Annotated in this window: 14 protein-coding genes; 4 read left to right on the forward strand and 10 right to left on the reverse strand. The window is 71.7% G+C overall.

What is annotated here, in order from left to right; all coding sequences use genetic code 11:
* Window positions 1-601: 601 nt before the first annotated feature.
* Complete coding sequence (locus tag AC5WAM_RS00890; protein ID WP_495521140.1) at window positions 602-1,867, forward strand: neprosin family prolyl endopeptidase; 1,266 nt, start codon at window positions 602-604, stop codon at window positions 1,865-1,867.
* Window positions 1,868-1,884: 17 nt separating this feature from the next.
* On the opposite strand, the gene AC5WAM_RS00895 is transcribed toward AC5WAM_RS00890, so the two are convergent.
* The gene (locus tag AC5WAM_RS00895) at window positions 1,885-3,051 is read right to left on the reverse strand and encodes a TolB family protein (RefSeq protein WP_495521141.1); all 1,167 of its coding nucleotides are present in this window, start codon (window positions 3,049-3,051) and stop codon (window positions 1,885-1,887) included.
* Window positions 3,052-3,398: 347 nt separating this feature from the next.
* Between AC5WAM_RS00895 and AC5WAM_RS00900 the strand changes: the two genes are divergently transcribed.
* Window positions 3,399-4,025, forward strand: coding sequence for a hypothetical protein (locus AC5WAM_RS00900; protein WP_495521142.1), 627 nt, complete (start codon window positions 3,399-3,401; stop codon window positions 4,023-4,025).
* Entirely contained in the window at window positions 4,025-5,131 is a 1,107-nt protein-coding gene (locus AC5WAM_RS00905; RefSeq protein WP_495521143.1) for an MAB_1171c family putative transporter, read from the forward strand. The genes AC5WAM_RS00900 and AC5WAM_RS00905 overlap by 1 nt, the downstream gene beginning before the upstream one ends.
* Before the next feature lie 29 nt (window positions 5,132-5,160).
* Here the strand turns inward: AC5WAM_RS00905 and AC5WAM_RS00910 are convergent, their stop codons facing one another.
* The gene (locus AC5WAM_RS00910) at window positions 5,161-6,021 is read right to left on the reverse strand and encodes a helix-turn-helix domain-containing protein (RefSeq protein WP_495521144.1); all 861 of its coding nucleotides are present in this window, start codon (window positions 6,019-6,021) and stop codon (window positions 5,161-5,163) included.
* 480 nt (window positions 6,022-6,501) lie between these two features.
* Between AC5WAM_RS00910 and AC5WAM_RS00915 the strand changes: the two genes are divergently transcribed.
* Complete coding sequence (locus AC5WAM_RS00915) at window positions 6,502-7,536, forward strand: Rossmann-fold NAD(P)-binding domain-containing protein (protein WP_495521145.1); 1,035 nt, start codon at window positions 6,502-6,504, stop codon at window positions 7,534-7,536.
* 56 nt (window positions 7,537-7,592) lie between these two features.
* Here AC5WAM_RS00915 and AC5WAM_RS00920 read toward each other — a convergent pair whose 3' ends face one another.
* From AC5WAM_RS00920 to AC5WAM_RS00955, 8 genes are read right to left on the reverse strand one after another with little or no spacing between them, the layout of a single operon-like run.
* Window positions 7,593-8,915 (reverse strand): protoporphyrinogen/coproporphyrinogen oxidase, encoded by a 1,323-nt coding sequence (locus tag AC5WAM_RS00920; protein ID WP_495521146.1) that lies wholly within the window; start codon window positions 8,913-8,915, stop codon window positions 7,593-7,595.
* Window positions 8,916-8,932: 17 nt separating this feature from the next.
* Window positions 8,933-9,988: an alpha/beta hydrolase family protein gene (locus AC5WAM_RS00925; protein ID WP_495521147.1), complete on the reverse strand. Its 1,056-nt coding sequence runs from the start codon at window positions 9,986-9,988 to the stop codon at window positions 8,933-8,935.
* A 48-nt stretch (window positions 9,989-10,036) separates the two neighbouring features.
* On the reverse strand, window positions 10,037-11,542 hold the full coding sequence (locus AC5WAM_RS00930) for a coproporphyrinogen-III oxidase family protein (RefSeq protein WP_495521148.1): 1,506 nt from the start codon (window positions 11,540-11,542) through the stop codon (window positions 10,037-10,039).
* On the reverse strand, window positions 11,530-12,702 hold the full coding sequence (locus tag AC5WAM_RS00935) for a beta-ketoacyl-ACP synthase 3 (RefSeq protein WP_495521149.1): 1,173 nt from the start codon (window positions 12,700-12,702) through the stop codon (window positions 11,530-11,532). The genes AC5WAM_RS00930 and AC5WAM_RS00935 overlap by 13 nt, the downstream gene beginning before the upstream one ends.
* Window positions 12,699-13,757 (reverse strand): AfsA-related hotdog domain-containing protein, encoded by a 1,059-nt coding sequence (locus AC5WAM_RS00940; protein WP_495521150.1) that lies wholly within the window; start codon window positions 13,755-13,757, stop codon window positions 12,699-12,701. Before AC5WAM_RS00940 ends, AC5WAM_RS00935 begins: the two co-directional genes overlap by 4 nt.
* A complete protein-coding gene (locus tag AC5WAM_RS00945; protein WP_495521151.1) occupies window positions 13,754-14,680 on the reverse strand; it encodes an SDR family oxidoreductase in 927 nt (308 codons plus the stop codon). The genes AC5WAM_RS00940 and AC5WAM_RS00945 overlap by 4 nt, the downstream gene beginning before the upstream one ends.
* Window positions 14,677-15,900 (reverse strand): beta-ketoacyl-[acyl-carrier-protein] synthase family protein, encoded by a 1,224-nt coding sequence (locus tag AC5WAM_RS00950; protein ID WP_495521152.1) that lies wholly within the window; start codon window positions 15,898-15,900, stop codon window positions 14,677-14,679. Before AC5WAM_RS00950 ends, AC5WAM_RS00945 begins: the two co-directional genes overlap by 4 nt.
* On the reverse strand, window positions 15,900-16,154 hold the full coding sequence (locus AC5WAM_RS00955) for an acyl carrier protein (protein ID WP_138965708.1): 255 nt from the start codon (window positions 16,152-16,154) through the stop codon (window positions 15,900-15,902). The genes AC5WAM_RS00950 and AC5WAM_RS00955 overlap by 1 nt, the downstream gene beginning before the upstream one ends.
* Between the last annotated feature and the right edge of the window lie 104 nt (window positions 16,155-16,258).

Genomic DNA, 16,258 nt, shown 5'->3' on the forward strand with positions numbered 1-16,258 from the left:
ACAGGAGCAGGAAGGCCGTGAGAGCGGACAGAGCGGAACAGCGAATGCGCACGTGACTCCCCTGTTCTCAAGTTGGTCGCGAAACGAGAGGTACCTGCGGACGCGTCAGTGCACACTGCGGCGGTCCGGCAGCCGGGGTGAGGGTGGCAGGTGTGACCCCGGATGAGAAGACCGAGTGAGGACTATGAGGGAAATGTGACGCCGGCGGCCGGAAAGCAGTAACCGCATCCGGCCAGTGATCGAGCAGCCGGTGGCGCCACAGGGGGACGCGGGGGCGACGGGCCGGATGACAAGCCCGGTCGGTGCAGGGCCTTGCGGGGACCCTGCGGCCCCTCCTCCCCCACAAGAGTGAAGAAGGCCCATCACCCTACATCCAGACGACGATCGAAGGTGTAATCGAAGTGGCCCCTCGTCGTCGGTGCTCCCCGGTATGCGGCAGCTGCGGGTCCGGACGGTCTGGACGGTTGCGAGTCCGGACAGCCTGGACTCCGGACAGCGTGGACGTCCGCACACCAAGCCGTGAAACACCGATCTGTCGGCCCGGCGTCCGGGACGGCCGCTGATCGTGCGCATGCGGATATCCGACCAAGGAGCATCCCCCATGACCGCTGAACTCTCCCCGCAGCCCCTGGACGCGTTTCTCAGATCCGTCGCCTCAACCACGTACGAAGAGGCACGCCGACTGCCTGGCGCCGCCGTCGCGAGTTCCCGGGACTTCGACGAGATCCAGGCGTACATCCTGGACCTGTACGCGGGCGTGGACGCCGTCGAGAGCTACGTCGAAACCGACGGCCAGGTCGTCGACTGCATCCCGGAGGACGCGCATCCCGCCGCGCGCCGCTGGGGAGGCCTCGCCGTCGCTCCCGGCCAAGGCCCTCCCGAGCCGGCCGAATCCGACGAGCCGATGACCCCGGACACCAGGCCGCCGGACACCAGGTCGCGGGACGCCGTGAGTCCGCCACCGCCCCATGCCCTGGCCGCCCGGACCGCCCCCGCGGGCACCACGCCGCTGTACCGCACCACCCTCTCGGCGCTGTGCCGGTTCCCGAACCTCGCGGCATCCTCAGCGAAGGAACGGCCCCTCGACCTCGCGGCATCCGCGGGCACCGAAGCACCGGCAGCCGCGCTCGGCAAGCGATACGCGACCGGCGAGCAGAACCTCCCCTGCCTCGGCGGAGCAAGCCGCATCAACGTGTGGAGCCCGTTCGCCGCGGCGTCGAACCAGTCGACCTTCAGCCAGCAGTGGTACTACGCAGGACTGGAAGGACCCGTCCTGCAGACCGTGGAGTGCGGCTGGCACGTCGACATCACGCTGTACGGCGACGCCGCGCCCCACTTCTTCGTCTTCACCACCCGGCGGAACTACGAAGCCGGCCACTCCTTCTACAACCAAGCAGGCCAGGTGTTCCAGCCGGTCTCCAATCCGTACGTGCGCCCGGGCGCCCCGCTGGCGGTCTCCCAGAGCGGTGGCACACAAGTCGAGTACAAGATGGGCTTCTACTTCACCAACAACGCGTGGTGGCTGTACTTCGACGACCACGCGATCGGCTGCTACCCGGCGGCATGGTTCGAGAACGGGCCGATGGCCACCAACGCCACCCGCGCCAAGTTCGGCGGCGAGGTCGGAACCCTGATCACTCAGTGGCCCCCGATGGGCTCCGGACGACACGCGTCGGCGGGCTTCAGGCAGGCGGCGTACCAGCGCGTCGCGACGGTGAACCCCGTGAGCGGCGGCGCGGCGCACGCGACCCTGTCCGACGCGGGATCGGTGAGCGGCCCCTGCTACTCCCTCCAGATCACCAACAACTCGGGGCCCGACTGGGGCAGCTACCTGTTCTTCGGGGGGCCTGGCGGGGACTCCTGCTGAACACTGCCGCCTCAGGTTCAGCGTACGTGTCGGACGAACACGTCGCCGATCCAGTTCGTGTCGTCGGGGACCAGGCCCGGGTAGTAGGAGTCGAACACGGCCGTCGAGGCGTCCGCGCTCAGTGCGGTGGAGCCGACGCCGACCGGCTTGCCGTCCGTGCCGGGCGACAGCAGGGTCTCCTGGCCGGTCCGCAGGTCGCGCAGCCACAGGCCCTGTGGCTGCCGGTCGGCGTTGCCGATATTGACGAGCATCCGCGAGCCGTCGGCCGACAGTTCGCCGCCGACGACCAGGTCGGTGGGGGCGTGGCCGTCCACACGCGTGAGGGAACCGGTGCGCAGATCACGGACGAAGACGTTCCAGCCGTCGTTGGGGTCGGTGCCCGGCACCAAGTTGCGGGCGGTGGAGGCGAAGGAGACCGTCGAGCCGTCGGCGCTGAGGGAGGGGCTCACGGACGACTGCTCGGCGGGCGCCCCGTCGTGCGTGGTGTCGGCCTTGACGGTGCGGCCCGTCCGGCGGTCGTGGACGAGGATGTCGCCCTGGTCGTCGTCGCTCGGCCCGGTGTAACCGTCCTGGTACGCGATCTTCCGGCCGTCGGCGCTCATCGACTGCTGCTGGCAAGTGGCGCGTCGCGAGGCACGGCTGACCTGGTGGACCCGCTCGGTGACGCGGTCCAGGACGTGGATCCGGCAGCCGCGGGGGTCGGAATCGTCGGTGGGCCGGGCAACGAAGGCGACGTAGCGGCCGTTCCCGCTGATCGGGGCGATGCCGTACGACACCGCGTAGCCGTCCGGGAGGGAGGGGGCGAGGCGCTCGGTGCGCCCGCTCTTCAAGTCCATGACGTGGACCGAGGTGCGCTCTGTGGCGGTCGAGTACGACGCGAAGGTGAGGTAGCGGCCGCTGGCGGAGAGGGAGGGCGTCGACGTGGTCTCACCGGGTAGGGAGACGCGTCGCAGGGCCGCGCCGGGCGCCGTGCGGACGAAGACGTTGCCGCGCGTGGTGGTGTCGGGCACGAGGTTCGTGGCCTGGGACACGAACGCCACGACCCGGCCGTCGGAGCTGACCACGGGGCTGCCCGAGTGGCCGTTGCCGCCCGTGCCGTCGGGCGCGACGCTGAGGCGCTCGGTGCGTGGGGCGGAGGCACCGTCGTCGGCCGCGGCCGGGAGGGCCAGGGCTGTGAGGACCAAGGGGACAACGCTGAGGACTTGAAGGGCGCGTAACGAGGAACGACGTCTCATCGATGGGCTCCTGGTCGGCTTTCCTGCTCCCGCGACCACCACGGGACCCCAGGATCCAAACCCACTGCCGGGAAGGCGGCAAGACGGCGCCACGCGGGCCTCCGACACCGGGCCCGCCGCCTCCGCTCGGAACATCGGTGGACGAAGGTTGTCCGGAACCCTGAGCCCCGTCCCGGGCCGTGCTCCCCGGGGGTGTGAGAGATTCCCCGAGGCAGGGGGCGATGTCCGCTCGCAGGGGGTCGGCTGGTGTGGGACCTCCGTGTGCAGCGGTCACCGCACGGGATGAGAGGGGCGAGGTGGCGATGCACGGCATGGATCTCCAGGGGGACGGGCGGCGCGCACGGGACGTGGTCCGTCGGGGCGGGCCGCTCGGGTTGTTCGCACGGCGGCTGCTGGCCGCCCGGCGCGAGCGGGTGCGGGACCGGGCCTTGGAGCGCAGGCTCCGACAGCAGCTGCGTGACCTCGATGTTCAGCCACCGCTCAGCGTCGAGGCGTTGTGCGACGCACTGGCGAGACAGCTCGGGCGCCCCATTGTCCTGCGGGCCTACCCCCTGCCGGTCCCCGGCCCGCAGGGACTCTGTGTGGAAACACCCGACGGATACGCCGTGTTGTACCAGGAGCACACCACCCCCCTGCATCAGCGCCACATCATCCTGCACGAAGTGATGGGCCACATCTGCGGGAGTCACCAGACCGACGGCTCACAATGGAGTGCGGTGGTGCCGGGCCTCAGTTCCGAGGCGGTGCACCGGGTGGTGGCCCGCTGCACGTACGACGACGACCAGGAATGCGAAGCCGAGCGTGCGGCGACCATCGTCACGATGTGGGCCACGGTTCTGGACGAGGTCGCCCCGACCGCCTCCGGGCATCCCGAACTGGGCCGGGTCCACTCCGCGATGCGCGACCGGCACGGCTGGCTCTGATGTTCTTCACGATCCTCTTCGTCGTCCTGGCGGCCGAGACCGCCTGGAAGTTCCACCAGCTCTCCCGCGCGCCGCAGAATCGCGGGGTGCGGTGGCTGACCCTGTGCGTGGTCTGTGCCGTGGCCACCTACGCACTGGCCATCAAGCACGGCACGCAGGGCATCGACGGCACCTTCGGCGTCGGCACGGCGAAGCTCCTGATGGACACCCTGTTCATGGGCATGACGTACAGCCTGATGCTCTTCTATCTGTACTCCACCGGCGACACACCGGCTGTCCGGCGCCGCGCGCGCCGGGAGCGAGTGGGGTTCCTCGCCGCCGTGACCGGGATCGTGGCGACGGCCGTCGCGCCGCCTCACCACGCCGTGCTCCACAGCACCTTCGAGGACGCCGACATGACGGTCCCCCGGGTCGCCCTCTTCTACCTGGGGATCGGGCTGTACGCCCTGTACGCCCTCGCGGCGTCCTGTCGCAGGACCCACCGCTTCGCCCGGATGTCCAGCGGCGCCGAGGCCGTCGGTCTCTGGACGGCCAGCACGGGGCTGCTGGGCCTCGCGGCCTCCACCGGCATCCGTTCGGTGTTCGTCGTCGTCCGCTCGCAAGGCGGGGCCGTGCCCGCATGGCTCAGCGTCTCCACGGGAATTTTGCTGGTGGTGTCCCTTCCCGCCTTCGTCCTCGGCGTCACCTGGCCAGGAGTGCGGAGCCGCTGCGCCGCCTGGCGGCTGCGGCGGGAGCACCGCCGGATCCACCGGGAACTGAAGCCGCTGTGGCGGCTGCTCTCCTCGATCTATCCCGACACCGTCCTGCCCCGAGCGGGCCGCGGGGGCCGCGCCGGCTTCCGGTACGCGCGCCGCGTCATCGAATGCCGGGACGGCCTGGTCCGCATCAGCCCGCATCTGAGCTCGGTCGAGCCGGTGCTGGAGTCCATGGCTCCGAAAGTGCTTGCGGAACGCCTGCACCACGCGGCGGAGGCGGTCCGCCGCGGTCAGGTCCCGTCGCGGCCCGGCACCCCCCTGGCCCTCTCGCGGAACGGCGACACCGCCGAGGTGGAGCAACTCGTCGTCCTGTCCAGGGCCCTGCACGCGCTGTCGGCGCCGACCTCGTAGCAGGAGCAGGGAAGCACGGGCGCCGGGGCCTAGCGATCGGCCGGGCCGTCCTGAGTCCTGCCCCACTTCTGGAGGTTGCTGGCGAGGTCGTTCACGACGGCAAGCAGTTCCACCGGCAGGCCCTCGGGGCCCATGCCGCGGGCCTTGATGTTGCTGATGTCGCCGTTGCGCACCTGATGGAGCGTGCGCAGGCCCTCCACGATCGTCGCCACGATGGCGTCCTCGTTCGGCTGGAAGAAGAAGGCGCTGACCCCCAACACCTCGGCCAGACCGTCCCGGACGACGCGGGGAGCGTCCGGGACCGTGCCCTCGCGCAAGTCCCTGACACCCTGTGCGGACACCACGTCGGCTCCGGCGGCCGCGTTGATGCCACGGGCGATGTCCGCGTCCGAGGGCGGCTGTTGGTCGCCCGGATACGTGTGCTCCAGGAGGTACTCGATCTTCTCCGCGAGCGTGCCGGGGAGCGGAGCGTCCTTGGCTCCGAAGCTGCGCCGCTCCGCTGCCAGCAGGGCGTCCTCGGTGACGTCGTAGAGGGCCGCCAAGGTCCTGCGCAGGGCCGGCGTGAGCGGCCGCACACCGCGCTCGGCCCTGCCGATGTCGTGGTCCGTGGTGCCCGCCTTGCGCTCGACCTCGTACTGGGCGAGACCGGCGTCGCACCGCAGGTCGGCCAGGTCGGGGGCGCCGTGCCGGGGAAAGAGCAAATTGATGTCCGTGTGGAGGGCGTGGGCCAGAGCGGGCAGGCGTTCCGGGTCGGGGCCGCGGCCGTTCTCCCAGGTGGCGACCGCTGTGCGGGAGACCTCGACCTCCCGGGCGAAGCCGGCCTGGCTCCGGTATCCGGCTTCCAGCCGTGCTGATCGCAGGCGCTTGCCATCAAAGTGACGTGCAGGCATGGCGGGCTCCATCAGCTGGCAGGCACAGCGTCGATGGCGTAACCATTTGAGCACCGTGCGAAGTTGTCATAGTGTCAATTCCGCACGGCGGCGTGGAATGGAGAGCTGCTTCTCCCGTTCGCACCGCCGTGCCCACCCTTGCTCTTCCGGGACCGCGAGAGGGAGCCGCCCCAGCCGGAGGCCCAGGAACTTCACGGCTGGAGATGGCCCACACACCAACGGAGTCGCTGGAGTTGCCATGAGTGTTGCACCCCAGATGCCCGCATGCCTAGTTGCACCAGCCGAATCGGACCACAGCGCCTTGCGGTACCGGCGCGCCCTTCCTCGCCTCCGCTGAGGATCGTTCCTGGTTGTGCCCCGCAGCCGGGCCCTGCGCCGATGGCTCGCGGCTCGCCCCGCCCGTGGCCGACCGGACGTGAAGACGCACGGGCGGCCGACCGGATCACCAGCGCTCCTGCTTCTCGAAACGGAGGAATTGGCATGCCCGAGCTCACGATCGGTCTCACCGCAGCACACCGAGGGGAGAGTGGCCAGAGCCTTCCTGTCCACCCACAGCACCTGGCCTCTCTGAACACCGACGTCCGCAGTCGGCTGTTCTTCGAAACGGGGTACGGCGCTCCCTTCGGCCTGACCGACGACGATCTCGCGCGGGTGTCCGGCGGTGTCTGCACGCGTCGGCTGATCTTCTCCGAGTGCGATGTGGTGCTGCTGTACAAGCCGGTGCTCGAAGACTTCATGGACCTGACGGAGGGACAGATCCTGTGGGGCTTCCCGCACTTCGAGCAGGACGGCAAGCCCCCCTGGGCGCCCGTCGACCGGCGGCACGCCGTCCTCGCGCGGGAACCCTCCCTGGAGGCATCGGGCGACAGTCCCTCCGCCCCTCCGATAGGTGAGCAACTGGAGGAGATGGCGGCCTACGGCTCCGTGACACACGCTCTGGCGTGCACGGGCAGGACGGGCCGCTGGGGACCTCCGGTGCACGCTGTGGTCCTCGGCGACGGTCCGGTCGGCGATGGCGCCGCGGCGGCACTCCAGGCCCAAGGGATCACCGGTCTCACCCGTGTCACGAAGCGCTTCCCGGCTGCCCCCGACGCGTCACGCGACGGGGTGCGGACGGTCCAACTGGTCGTGGACGACGCAGGAGAGTGCCACGCCGTCTCCCCCTCGGGCCACCTCGCCCTGCGAGACCTCCTGGCGCAGCACGAGGTCATCGTGAACTGCCTCGGCCGGGACACGGACGTACTGCTGCCGCTCCTGTCTGCGGACGAAGCCTCCCCGCTGAGACCGGGCACGCTCATCGTGGACGTCTCGCAGGAGCAGGGCGCAGGGCTCGGCCGGGCGAGACCGGTGGCGTTCACCCCCGTGCGGCAGGGGGCCGACGGCGTCCAGTACTACGCGGCCGACGACCACCCCGCCTACTGGTGGAACTCGGCGACCTGGATGCTCAGCAGAGCGATTCTTCCTCACCTCGGCACGGTCGCGTCGGGCCGGGCCCGCTGGCTCGGTCAGGACTGAGACACCAGCACCGGCCTGTGACCCGGGCTTCTCCGTGACCGCCGCCCGGATGAGGGTCATCCGGGTCGGTCGAGGTGGCGCAGCAGCCGGTCCGTGCGTTCCTCGGCTGCTCGGACGCAGGCCTCGATGGACGCGCCGCGCGCGTAGTCGCCGGTCAGGGTGAGGCCCGGCAGGGCGGCGGCGCGGGTGTCGATGGCGGAGAGGGTGCGCGTGTGGGCGGGGGCGTAGGCGCACAGTCCGTGCTGCCAGCGGGCGGTGACCGCGTCCAGGCGCTTGGGCGCGTCGAGGTCGAGGTGGGCACCCAGGTGGCGTTCGGCGAGGGCGGCGAGCTCCTCGTCGTCGCCGGGCAGGGCGCGGGCCGCTCGGCCGCTGAAGGTGTAGCGGACGAGGTGCCGGTCCGTGACGCCGTAGGCACCGGCGTTGCTGAGAGGGCTGTCCGCGGGGAAGGTCAGCGCCCGGACGCGCGTGTCGAAGACCGGACGGTCGTACTCCGCCACGATGACGGAGACCGGGAAGTAGCGTACGCGGGAGAGGTGTTGGGCCAGCTCTTCGTCGTGTTGCCGTAGGAGTTCGGCGGCGTGGGGAGCGGGCACGGCGAGGACGACGGCGTCGGCCTCCTCCTCCGACGAGGTGCCGTCGGGCGCGAGGGCGCGTACGCCGGTGACGCGTCCGCCGGTGCCGAGCAGGGCGGTGACACGGGTCGCGGCGCGGGTCTCCACCCGGGCGGCGAAGGCGTGCAGGAGCGGGTCGAAACCGTCGGTGAGCTGGTCGAAGCCGTCCAGGAGCATGCCGAGGTTGGTGCCCAGGGTGGAGAGGTGCGACTCCTCCGGCTCCGCTCCGTTCATGCGGATCACCGCGGGGCGCAGCAGGCGCTCCCGCAGGCGCGTGCCGAAGAAGGCGGACAGCGTGGGGTCGCCGGTGCGTGCGGCGTAGCGCTCGATGTCGGGGCCGGACAGGAAGGCGTTGGCGCGGTCGCGGCGGACGTAGTAGGCGAGGCGCAGGATCCGGCTCAGATCGCGCGGGGGCACGCCGCGCAGCATCCCGTACAGGGCAGCGGCCTTGTTGGTGCTGTCGGTGGTGCGCATGCGGCCGTTCTCGATGCGCGAGGAGTTGATGCCGAAGTGCTCGTAGGCCGCCTCGCCCGCCCCGAGTTCGGCGGCGAGGGCGCGGAACCGGCTGTACTTACGGCCGATGTTCTTGCCGCCGAGAGTGATCGCCCGCGCGCCGAGGTGAGCGGTGGCGGAGCGGCCGCCGAGGACGGGACGGTCGTCGATGAGGAGGGGGCGGGCGCCCGCGCGGTGCAGGTTCCAGGCGGCGGCCAGGCCCGACCAGCCGCCGCCTACGACGATGACGCGGGCGCCGGAGCGCTCAGTGCTCATCCGTGGTGCTCCTCCCGTTACTCATCCTTGGTGTTCTTCCAGCGCTCGTCCGTGGGGTCCGTGCCGAGCCCGTCCGGGGTGCTCGTCCCGAGCCCGTCCGGGGTGCTCGTCCCGGGCCCGTCCGGGGCGCGCGTGCCGGGCCCGTCCGGGGTGTTCGTGCCGCCTGCCTTGACGGACTCGCCGACCCACCGGGCGAGGCGGGCGCAGAGGCCCCCGTGGTAGCGGACCCAGCGGAAGTGGTCGATCGGCTTCCCGTCGGCGGCCTCGCTGGTGTACTCCCACTCCTCCAGGGCGCAGCGCGGGACCTTGGCCAGCAGGTGCCGCCGGGAGCCCGCCGGGGCCAGCCGGTCACCGGCGACGCCGACGGCGAGGACCGGGTGGGTGAGGTCGCGCAGGGCCCGCTCGTAGTCGATGGCGCTGCCCCGGGGCCGGTAGTCGCCGGTACGTCCCTGGCGGGCCCAGTCGCGCATGACGCCGGTGGCCTCCGTGCCGCCGAAGCGGAAGCGTTTGCCGGGCCAGTAGCCGATCGCGGTGGCCAGCGCGGCGAAGAGCTGACCGGCGACGAGGTTGCGCAGGGCGCGTGGCCCTTCGAAGCCGCGGTACCAGACGGATCCGCTGGCGACCAGGGCGATCGCGTCGACGTCGGCCGGGTGGGCCGCGGCGTACAGCAGGGCGAGCTGGCCGCCCAGGCTGTGCCCGACCAGGATCACGGGCCGGTCGGGCAGTGCGCGCCGGACGGTCTCCAGGAGGGCGGGAAGGTCCTCCTCCAGGAGTTCGCGATAGCCGAAGCGCACGCCGCGGGCCACCCGGGGGACGGATTCGCCGTGGCCGCGCTGGTCGGCGGTGACCACGGTCAGTCCCTCCTTGTGCAGCGCGCGCACGAACGGCAGGTAGAAGCGGGCGGAGGCGCCCATGGCCGGGAGGACCACCGCGACGGGCGCGGTCGGGTCCTGGTGGCGCAGCACCCGCGCCACCAGGGACACTCCGGAGGCGGGCTCGATCCGGGCCAGCAGGGGCAACGGGGCGCGCTGTTCCTTCGGCCGCGCCGCCGGGTCCGGGGGCTCGCCGTTCATGTGGCACTCCTTTCGAGGGGGCACCGTCGGGGACGGCGCGGCGAAGCGCTACTTCATCAGCCTCGGGTACTCCGCGTCGTGTTCCTTGATGTACACGGTCTCGGCGGTCACCTCGAAGCGGTTCTCGCTGTCGAAGTCCTGGCGGGCCTCGGTGAGGTGGTTCATCAGCACTTCGCCCTTGGTGTTGAGGGTGTGCCGAAGGTAGTCGGTCTGGAGGTTGCCGTGCCAGATGACACCCAGCTTGTTGACGGTGAACCGGTCGCCCTCGTCCTCGATGACGCCGGCGGCGAGGTGCCCGTCGAGCACGGCCCGGACCCGCTCGAAGGCCTCCTCGTCGACCAGGGCCCCGAAGTCGGCCAGGAGCTCCTTGTCGAGCGACTTGTAGCGCGGGAACATCACCATGATCCGGTCCAGCACGCCCTCGGGGCCGATGGACTGGAGGGTCTCGGTGGAGGCGCCCTGTTCGTCGACGTTGCGCTGCCAGTCGTCGACCTTCTCGGGGTTGATCGACACCATGTCGCGGAGGTTGCCGCGGGCCGCGCAGCCGATGCCGATGATGTCCTGGCGGGCGCAGTGGGCGGTCTGGTACTGGGACCGCTCGGGGCGCTTGGACCAGGTCTCGGCGATGGTGTTGTGGTACCCGGCGTCGGTCAGGGTGTCGTAGAGGTGCTCGCGCATGGCGAGCAGCTGCCAGGGGCTGCCGGGCTGTTCGACCCTGCCGTCCATGATCAGCTTGTGCAGCGGCCGATAGGGCAGGTAGATCGTGGTGAAGAGGTCGATCTCGGTGGGGTCGTAGCAGCTGAGCAGTTCGGACAGCTCGGCCTGGAACCCTTCGAGGGTCTGACCCGGCAGGTCGTACATCATGTCCACGCAGGTGTCGGCGGTGTAGCCGATGTCCCGCATCCGGTCGAAGATCGCGTCGACGTCCTCGCGGGTGTCGAGGCGGCCGATCTTGCGGTGGATCTTCTCGTTGAGCGTCTCGATGCCGAAGGTGACGCGGTCCCAGCCGTGGTCGCGCAGGACTTCGAGGAGTCCGGGGCGGCGCAGCGTGCGGGGCTCTCCGGTGAAGCTCTTCTCGATCGTGTCGAAGTTCGGGACGACCTTGCGCAGATGCTCGCTCAGGCGCTCCACCGCGGACACCGGCAGCGTCGAGGGGCTGCCGCCGCCGATGTAGATGCCGGTGAACTCCCGTGCCTGGACATACGGTTGCCGCATGTACCAGTCGATTTCCTTGATGAGGTAGTCGGTGTACCGCTCCAGGCGCTTGGAGTCCTGTTTGGGGTAGTGGAACCGGTTGAAGTTGCAGTAGTGGCAGAACGACTTGCAGTACGGAACATGGATGTACATCATGATCCGGTCGTTCAGGTTGCCGCCCGGGTCCTGCAGGCTGTGGATGTTCTCGACGACCTTCTCGCGCGGAACCTGGTGCCAGTCCATCGTGGCGAAGTTCGGCATGATGTAGTGCGAGACCGTCATGACGCCGTCGAACGGTACGGGGCGGGTGGGGTTGTCCCCCTGGTAGTAGCGCTGTGTCTGCGAACTCACCTCTGACACGGGGTGTCTCCCTGGTCACTCGGATTGACTGTGGGTGTGTGCGTGCGCTCGTGCTCGTGGCTGTCCTTCTCGGGGTGGTGCGTGCGGTCGTGCTCGGAGCTTGCTGAGTCGGTGCGGTGCGTGCGGTCGTACTCGAAGCCTTCTGCCTCGGGGCGGTGCGTGCGGTGGCGCTGCGGGCGGTCCGTCTTCCAGCGCATGAGTCCGGCGCCCCAGACGAAGCCCGCGCCGAAGGCCGCCATGACGATCCGGGCCCCCGCGGGCAGTCGGCCGCGCTCCCGGGCCTGCCACAGCGCGTGCGGGATGGAGGCGGAGGAGGTGTTGCCCACGGAGTCGACGGCGATTTCCACGCGCGCTTCCGGCAGCCCCAGTTCGGCGGCGACCGCCAGCAGGATCCGTGCGTTGGCCTGGTGGCCGATGAACAGGTCGACGTCGTCCAGGCCGATCCCGCCCGCGCCGAGGACCTTGCGGGTCTGCTCCGTCATGTTGTCCACGGCGAACTCGAAGACCTCGCGGCCCTCCATACGCAGGAGGCGTTCCTCTCGGTCCGCGTACAGCAGCTCGGTGTGCCTGCCGTCGGAGCCGAGCAGGAAGACGGGGCGTTCGGCGGCGGGGTGGGCGGTGACCACCACGGCGCCTGCCGCGTCGCCGAACAGTACGGCGGTCGAGCGGTCGTGGTGGTCGGTGACGCGGGACAGGGCCTCCGCCGCGCAGACCAGTACGCAGCCCGCGCGGCCGGTCTCGACGAGCGCGCAGGCGTGGTCGAGGGCGTAGACGAAGCCCGCGCAGGCCGCGTTGAGGTCGATGGCGGGCGGTCCGTCGGTGCCCAGTCGGGCGGCGAGTTCCGGGGCGATGCCGGGGGTGATCCGGTCCGGGGTGAGGGTGCAGACGAGGACGTGGTCGACCTCGTGGGGGTGGCGGCCTGCGTCGGCGAGCGCCTCGCGCGCGGCGCGCTCCGCGAGATCGGCGAGGGTCTCGCCGGGGCCGAGCCGGTGCCGGGTGCGGATGCCGGTGCGCCGGGTGATCCAGGCGTCGGTGGCGTCCAGGGGCAGGAAGTGGTCGTTGCCGATGACGCGGGAGGGCAGGGCGGCGCCGACGCCGCTCAGGACGGGGTGCATGACCCCCGACATCGTGCCCGGGGCCGGGTTCGCCGCTGGATTCATGGGCCCGCTCCTGGGTCCGTGGCAGGTGCCGTGCCGTGCCCGCCCGGCAGGCTCTTCCCCGCGGGCGCGGTGTCGGGGCTCGTGGTGAACTCGACATCCACCGTCCCGATGCCGCGGTCACGCTGCTCGACCGACACCCGTACGCCCGAAGGGCCTTCGGGTCGCGCCCGGCACCACAGGGGCGCGTCGTGTTCGGCGAACTCCCGGAAGGCGGCGCGGCAGGCGGTGGCCACGAGAGCGGTGGCGGGCACGCCGCTCACCTGCGCCCTGGCGACCAGCGCGCACTGGCGGGCCGCCTCGACCAGGAGCATGCCCGGGAGGTGGTCCAGCGGGTGGTCGAAGAAGACGGGGTCCGCCGGGTCGGGGACGACGCGCGCGAGCGTCTCGTGGCCCCGGACGTCCGGTCGGCCGATCAGGACGTTGCGGGGGTCGGTCCGGCCCACGAGGGCCGGTGTGCCGCGGGGCGGGAGCGGGTCGGCGGACTCCGGAACGGAGTCGGCGGGCGAGTCGGCGCAGGTGCCGGGAGGCTCCGGGGCCGGGTCGGCGCGCAGGTCGGTGTAGGTGTCGGCGGGTACGAACCGCAGGGCGCCGGAGAAGCGTGCCGCCGGCTCCCCTTCCACGTGGCACTGTGCCACTCCCTCCAGCGCGCGCAGGGTTCCGTTCCTGCTGCGCCTGCTGCGGTCGATGTGGAGTTCCACCGCGAGGTCGGTGGGGGCGGGGCCGACGCGCAGGGCGGGCAGCCGGGTGATCTCCACGGCCAGTCCGCCCAGGACGAACCGGGCGTCCAGCGGCACGTCCAGGAGTTCGTGGGTCATGGCCTCGACGGTCTGCCGGGCCGCCTCGGCCACCAGTAGCAGGTCGTAGTACGGAGTGCTGGTGTCGTTGAAGTACCGGTGGCAGCGCGGCAGTTGGGCGACGCCGAGGAGCCTGTCGCCGTGGCGGGCCACGGCGGTGGTGAGGACGTGTTCGACGGCGCGCTTGTGCACCAGTTGTCGGCGTACGCCTCGGTCCGTGGTCAGCGGCGTCGTGGCGTCCCGCGGCGCGGTGGTGGTCACGGTGCCTCCCGTTCCGGTGCCGGGGTACTGGGCGCCCCGGATTCCGTGGCGGGAGCCCTCTTCGCCGAGGCGGACTGCGGCGTGGGAGCCCGGTCGGCCGGGGCGGACGGCGGGGCGGGAGCCCGGTCCGCCGGGGCCGCTCCCATGCCGACGCAGCGCATCCCGCCGTCCGCGTGGAGCACCTCGCCGGTGACACCCCGGGCCAGGTCGGACAGGAGGAACAGGGCCGGTCCCGTGACCACTTCGGCGGCTGCCGTGGTGCTGTCCCAGCCCAGCGGGGCCTCCTCGCGCCAGCGGCGGTCCAGGGCGTCGAAGGTGCTGACGCCCCGCCCGGAGACGGTCTCGACGGGGCCGGTGGCCACCAGGTTGACGCGGATTCCGGTGGGGCCGAGATAGAGGGCGAGGTAGCGGCAGACGGATTCCAGGGCCGCCTTGGCGACGCCCATCCAGTCGTAGCCGGGCCAGGCCCGGGTGCCGTCGAAGTCGATGCCCACGACGCTGCCCGGCATCGCGCCGCGCTCCAGGAGCGGGGCGAGTGCCGTGGTCAGGGCGTGCAGGGACAGGGCGCTGGTACGCAGGGCGCCTTCGGCGTCGGTGGCCGAGGCGGTGAGGAAGCCGCCGCCGATCGCCGCGGGCGGGGCGCCCGCGACGGCGTGGACCACGCCGTCGAGCTCGGGCCACCGCTCCGCCACGGCCTCGGCCAGGGCGGGGAAGTCCGGCGGGCGCTGGACGTCGAGGGCCAGGACCTCGGCGGGCTTGGGCAGTTGGGACGCGGCCAGTTCGGTGATGCGCAGACTGCGTCCGTAGCCGGTCAGCAGCACGTCGGCGCCGGCCGACTGGAGGGCGCGGGCGATGTGCCAGGCGATGGAGTCGCTGGTGAGCACGCCGGTGACCAGGTAGCGCCGGCCGGACAGGTCGATCATGGGCCGGTCTCCCCTGCGGGGGTGCGCAGCACGAGCACCGCGTTGTGGCCGCCGAACCCGAAGGCGGTGGACAGCGCGGTCAGGCGCCCGTCGGGGCCGGGGCTCAGGGGACGGGACCGGATCAGGTGGGTCAGCGGCCCCAGCTGCGGATCGGGGACGCGCAGGCCCGCGGTGGGTGGTGCCTCGCGGTGGTGCAGGGCCATGACGGTGGCGACGGCCTCCACCGCTCCGGCCGCTCCCAGGAGGTGTCCGATGGCCGACTTCGTGGAGGACAGCGGGATGGCCTCCAGGGCCGGGCCGAGGCTGTGGCGCAGGGCGGTGACCTCGGCGCTGTCGTTGAGGGCGGTGCCGGTGCCGTGGGCGTTGATGTAGTGGACGTCCTGCGGGGCGACGCCCGCGTCGGTCAGGGCCAGGGTGACGGCGCGGGCCGCCGAGGTGCCCTCGGGGTGCGGCGCGGTCAGGTGGTGGGCGTCGCTGGTGGCGCCGTACCCGGCCAGTTCGGCGAGGACGGACGCTCCCCTGCGCCGCGCCGCCCCGGCCTCTTCGAGGACGAGGATTCCGGCCCCCTCCCCCAGCAGGAAGCCGTCGCGGTCCTTGTCGAAGGGCACCGACGTCCCGCTCGGCGAGAGGGCCCCGGCGTTGAGGAAGGCGGCCCGGACGATCGCCGAGGTCGCCGCCTCCGCGCCGCCGACCACGACCGCGTCCGCCTCGCCGGACCGGATCATGCGCAGGCCCGCGCCGATGGCCTGCGCACCGGCCGAGCAGGCCGAGATCACGCAGTGGCTCTCGCCGCGCAGTCCGAAGCGCAGGGCTATCTGGGCCGCGGCGGCGTTGGCCATCATCATGGGCACCATGAGAGGGGAGACCGCTTCCGGTCCCTCCTTCTCCAGGACGACGAGCTGTTCCTGGAAGGTCTCCAGGCCGCCCACCCCCGACCCGACGACGCAGGCCGTCCGTTCGGGCGCGTGGGGCGGTGCGTCACCCCATCCGGCCGCGCCGACGGCTTCGGCGGCGGCCACCAGGGCGAACTGCGAGAAGCGGTCGGTCCTGCGGGCTTCCCTGCGGGTCAGCACAGGGGTGGGGGCGAAGTCGGTGCAGCGGCCCTCGCCGCCGCTGAGTCCGGTCTCGCCCGCGACGGCCCGCTCGTGCAGCACGGCGGCACCGGTGCCGAGCGGGGTCACCGCCCCGACACCGGTGACGACGGCCCTTCGAGGGGTCATCACAGCCCCGCGGCCGCGAACATGACGTCGAGCGCCTCGCCCACCGTCTTGACGCCGTCCATGTCCTTGGGGCGCACCTGGACGCCGAACCGCTTCTTGACGGCCTGGCCGAGCTCCACGAGGTCCAGCGAGTCGATCTCGAGGTCCTCGAAGGTGACGTCCATGGTGATGGCGTCGGACTCGGCGCCGAAGTCCTCAAGCGCCTCGACGACGAACTCCGTCAGGGCCTCACGGGTGGGAGCGGTGGTGGTCATGGGGGCGATCTCCAATCGTGGCAGGTGCGCCCGGACAGGGCGGCAGCAGGGCAGGAAGCAGTGCGGCGGGACGCCGGGTGCGCGGGCAGGGCGCGTCAGGGCAG

The organism is Streptomyces sp. JLYT201 (genome assembly GCF_059448825.1).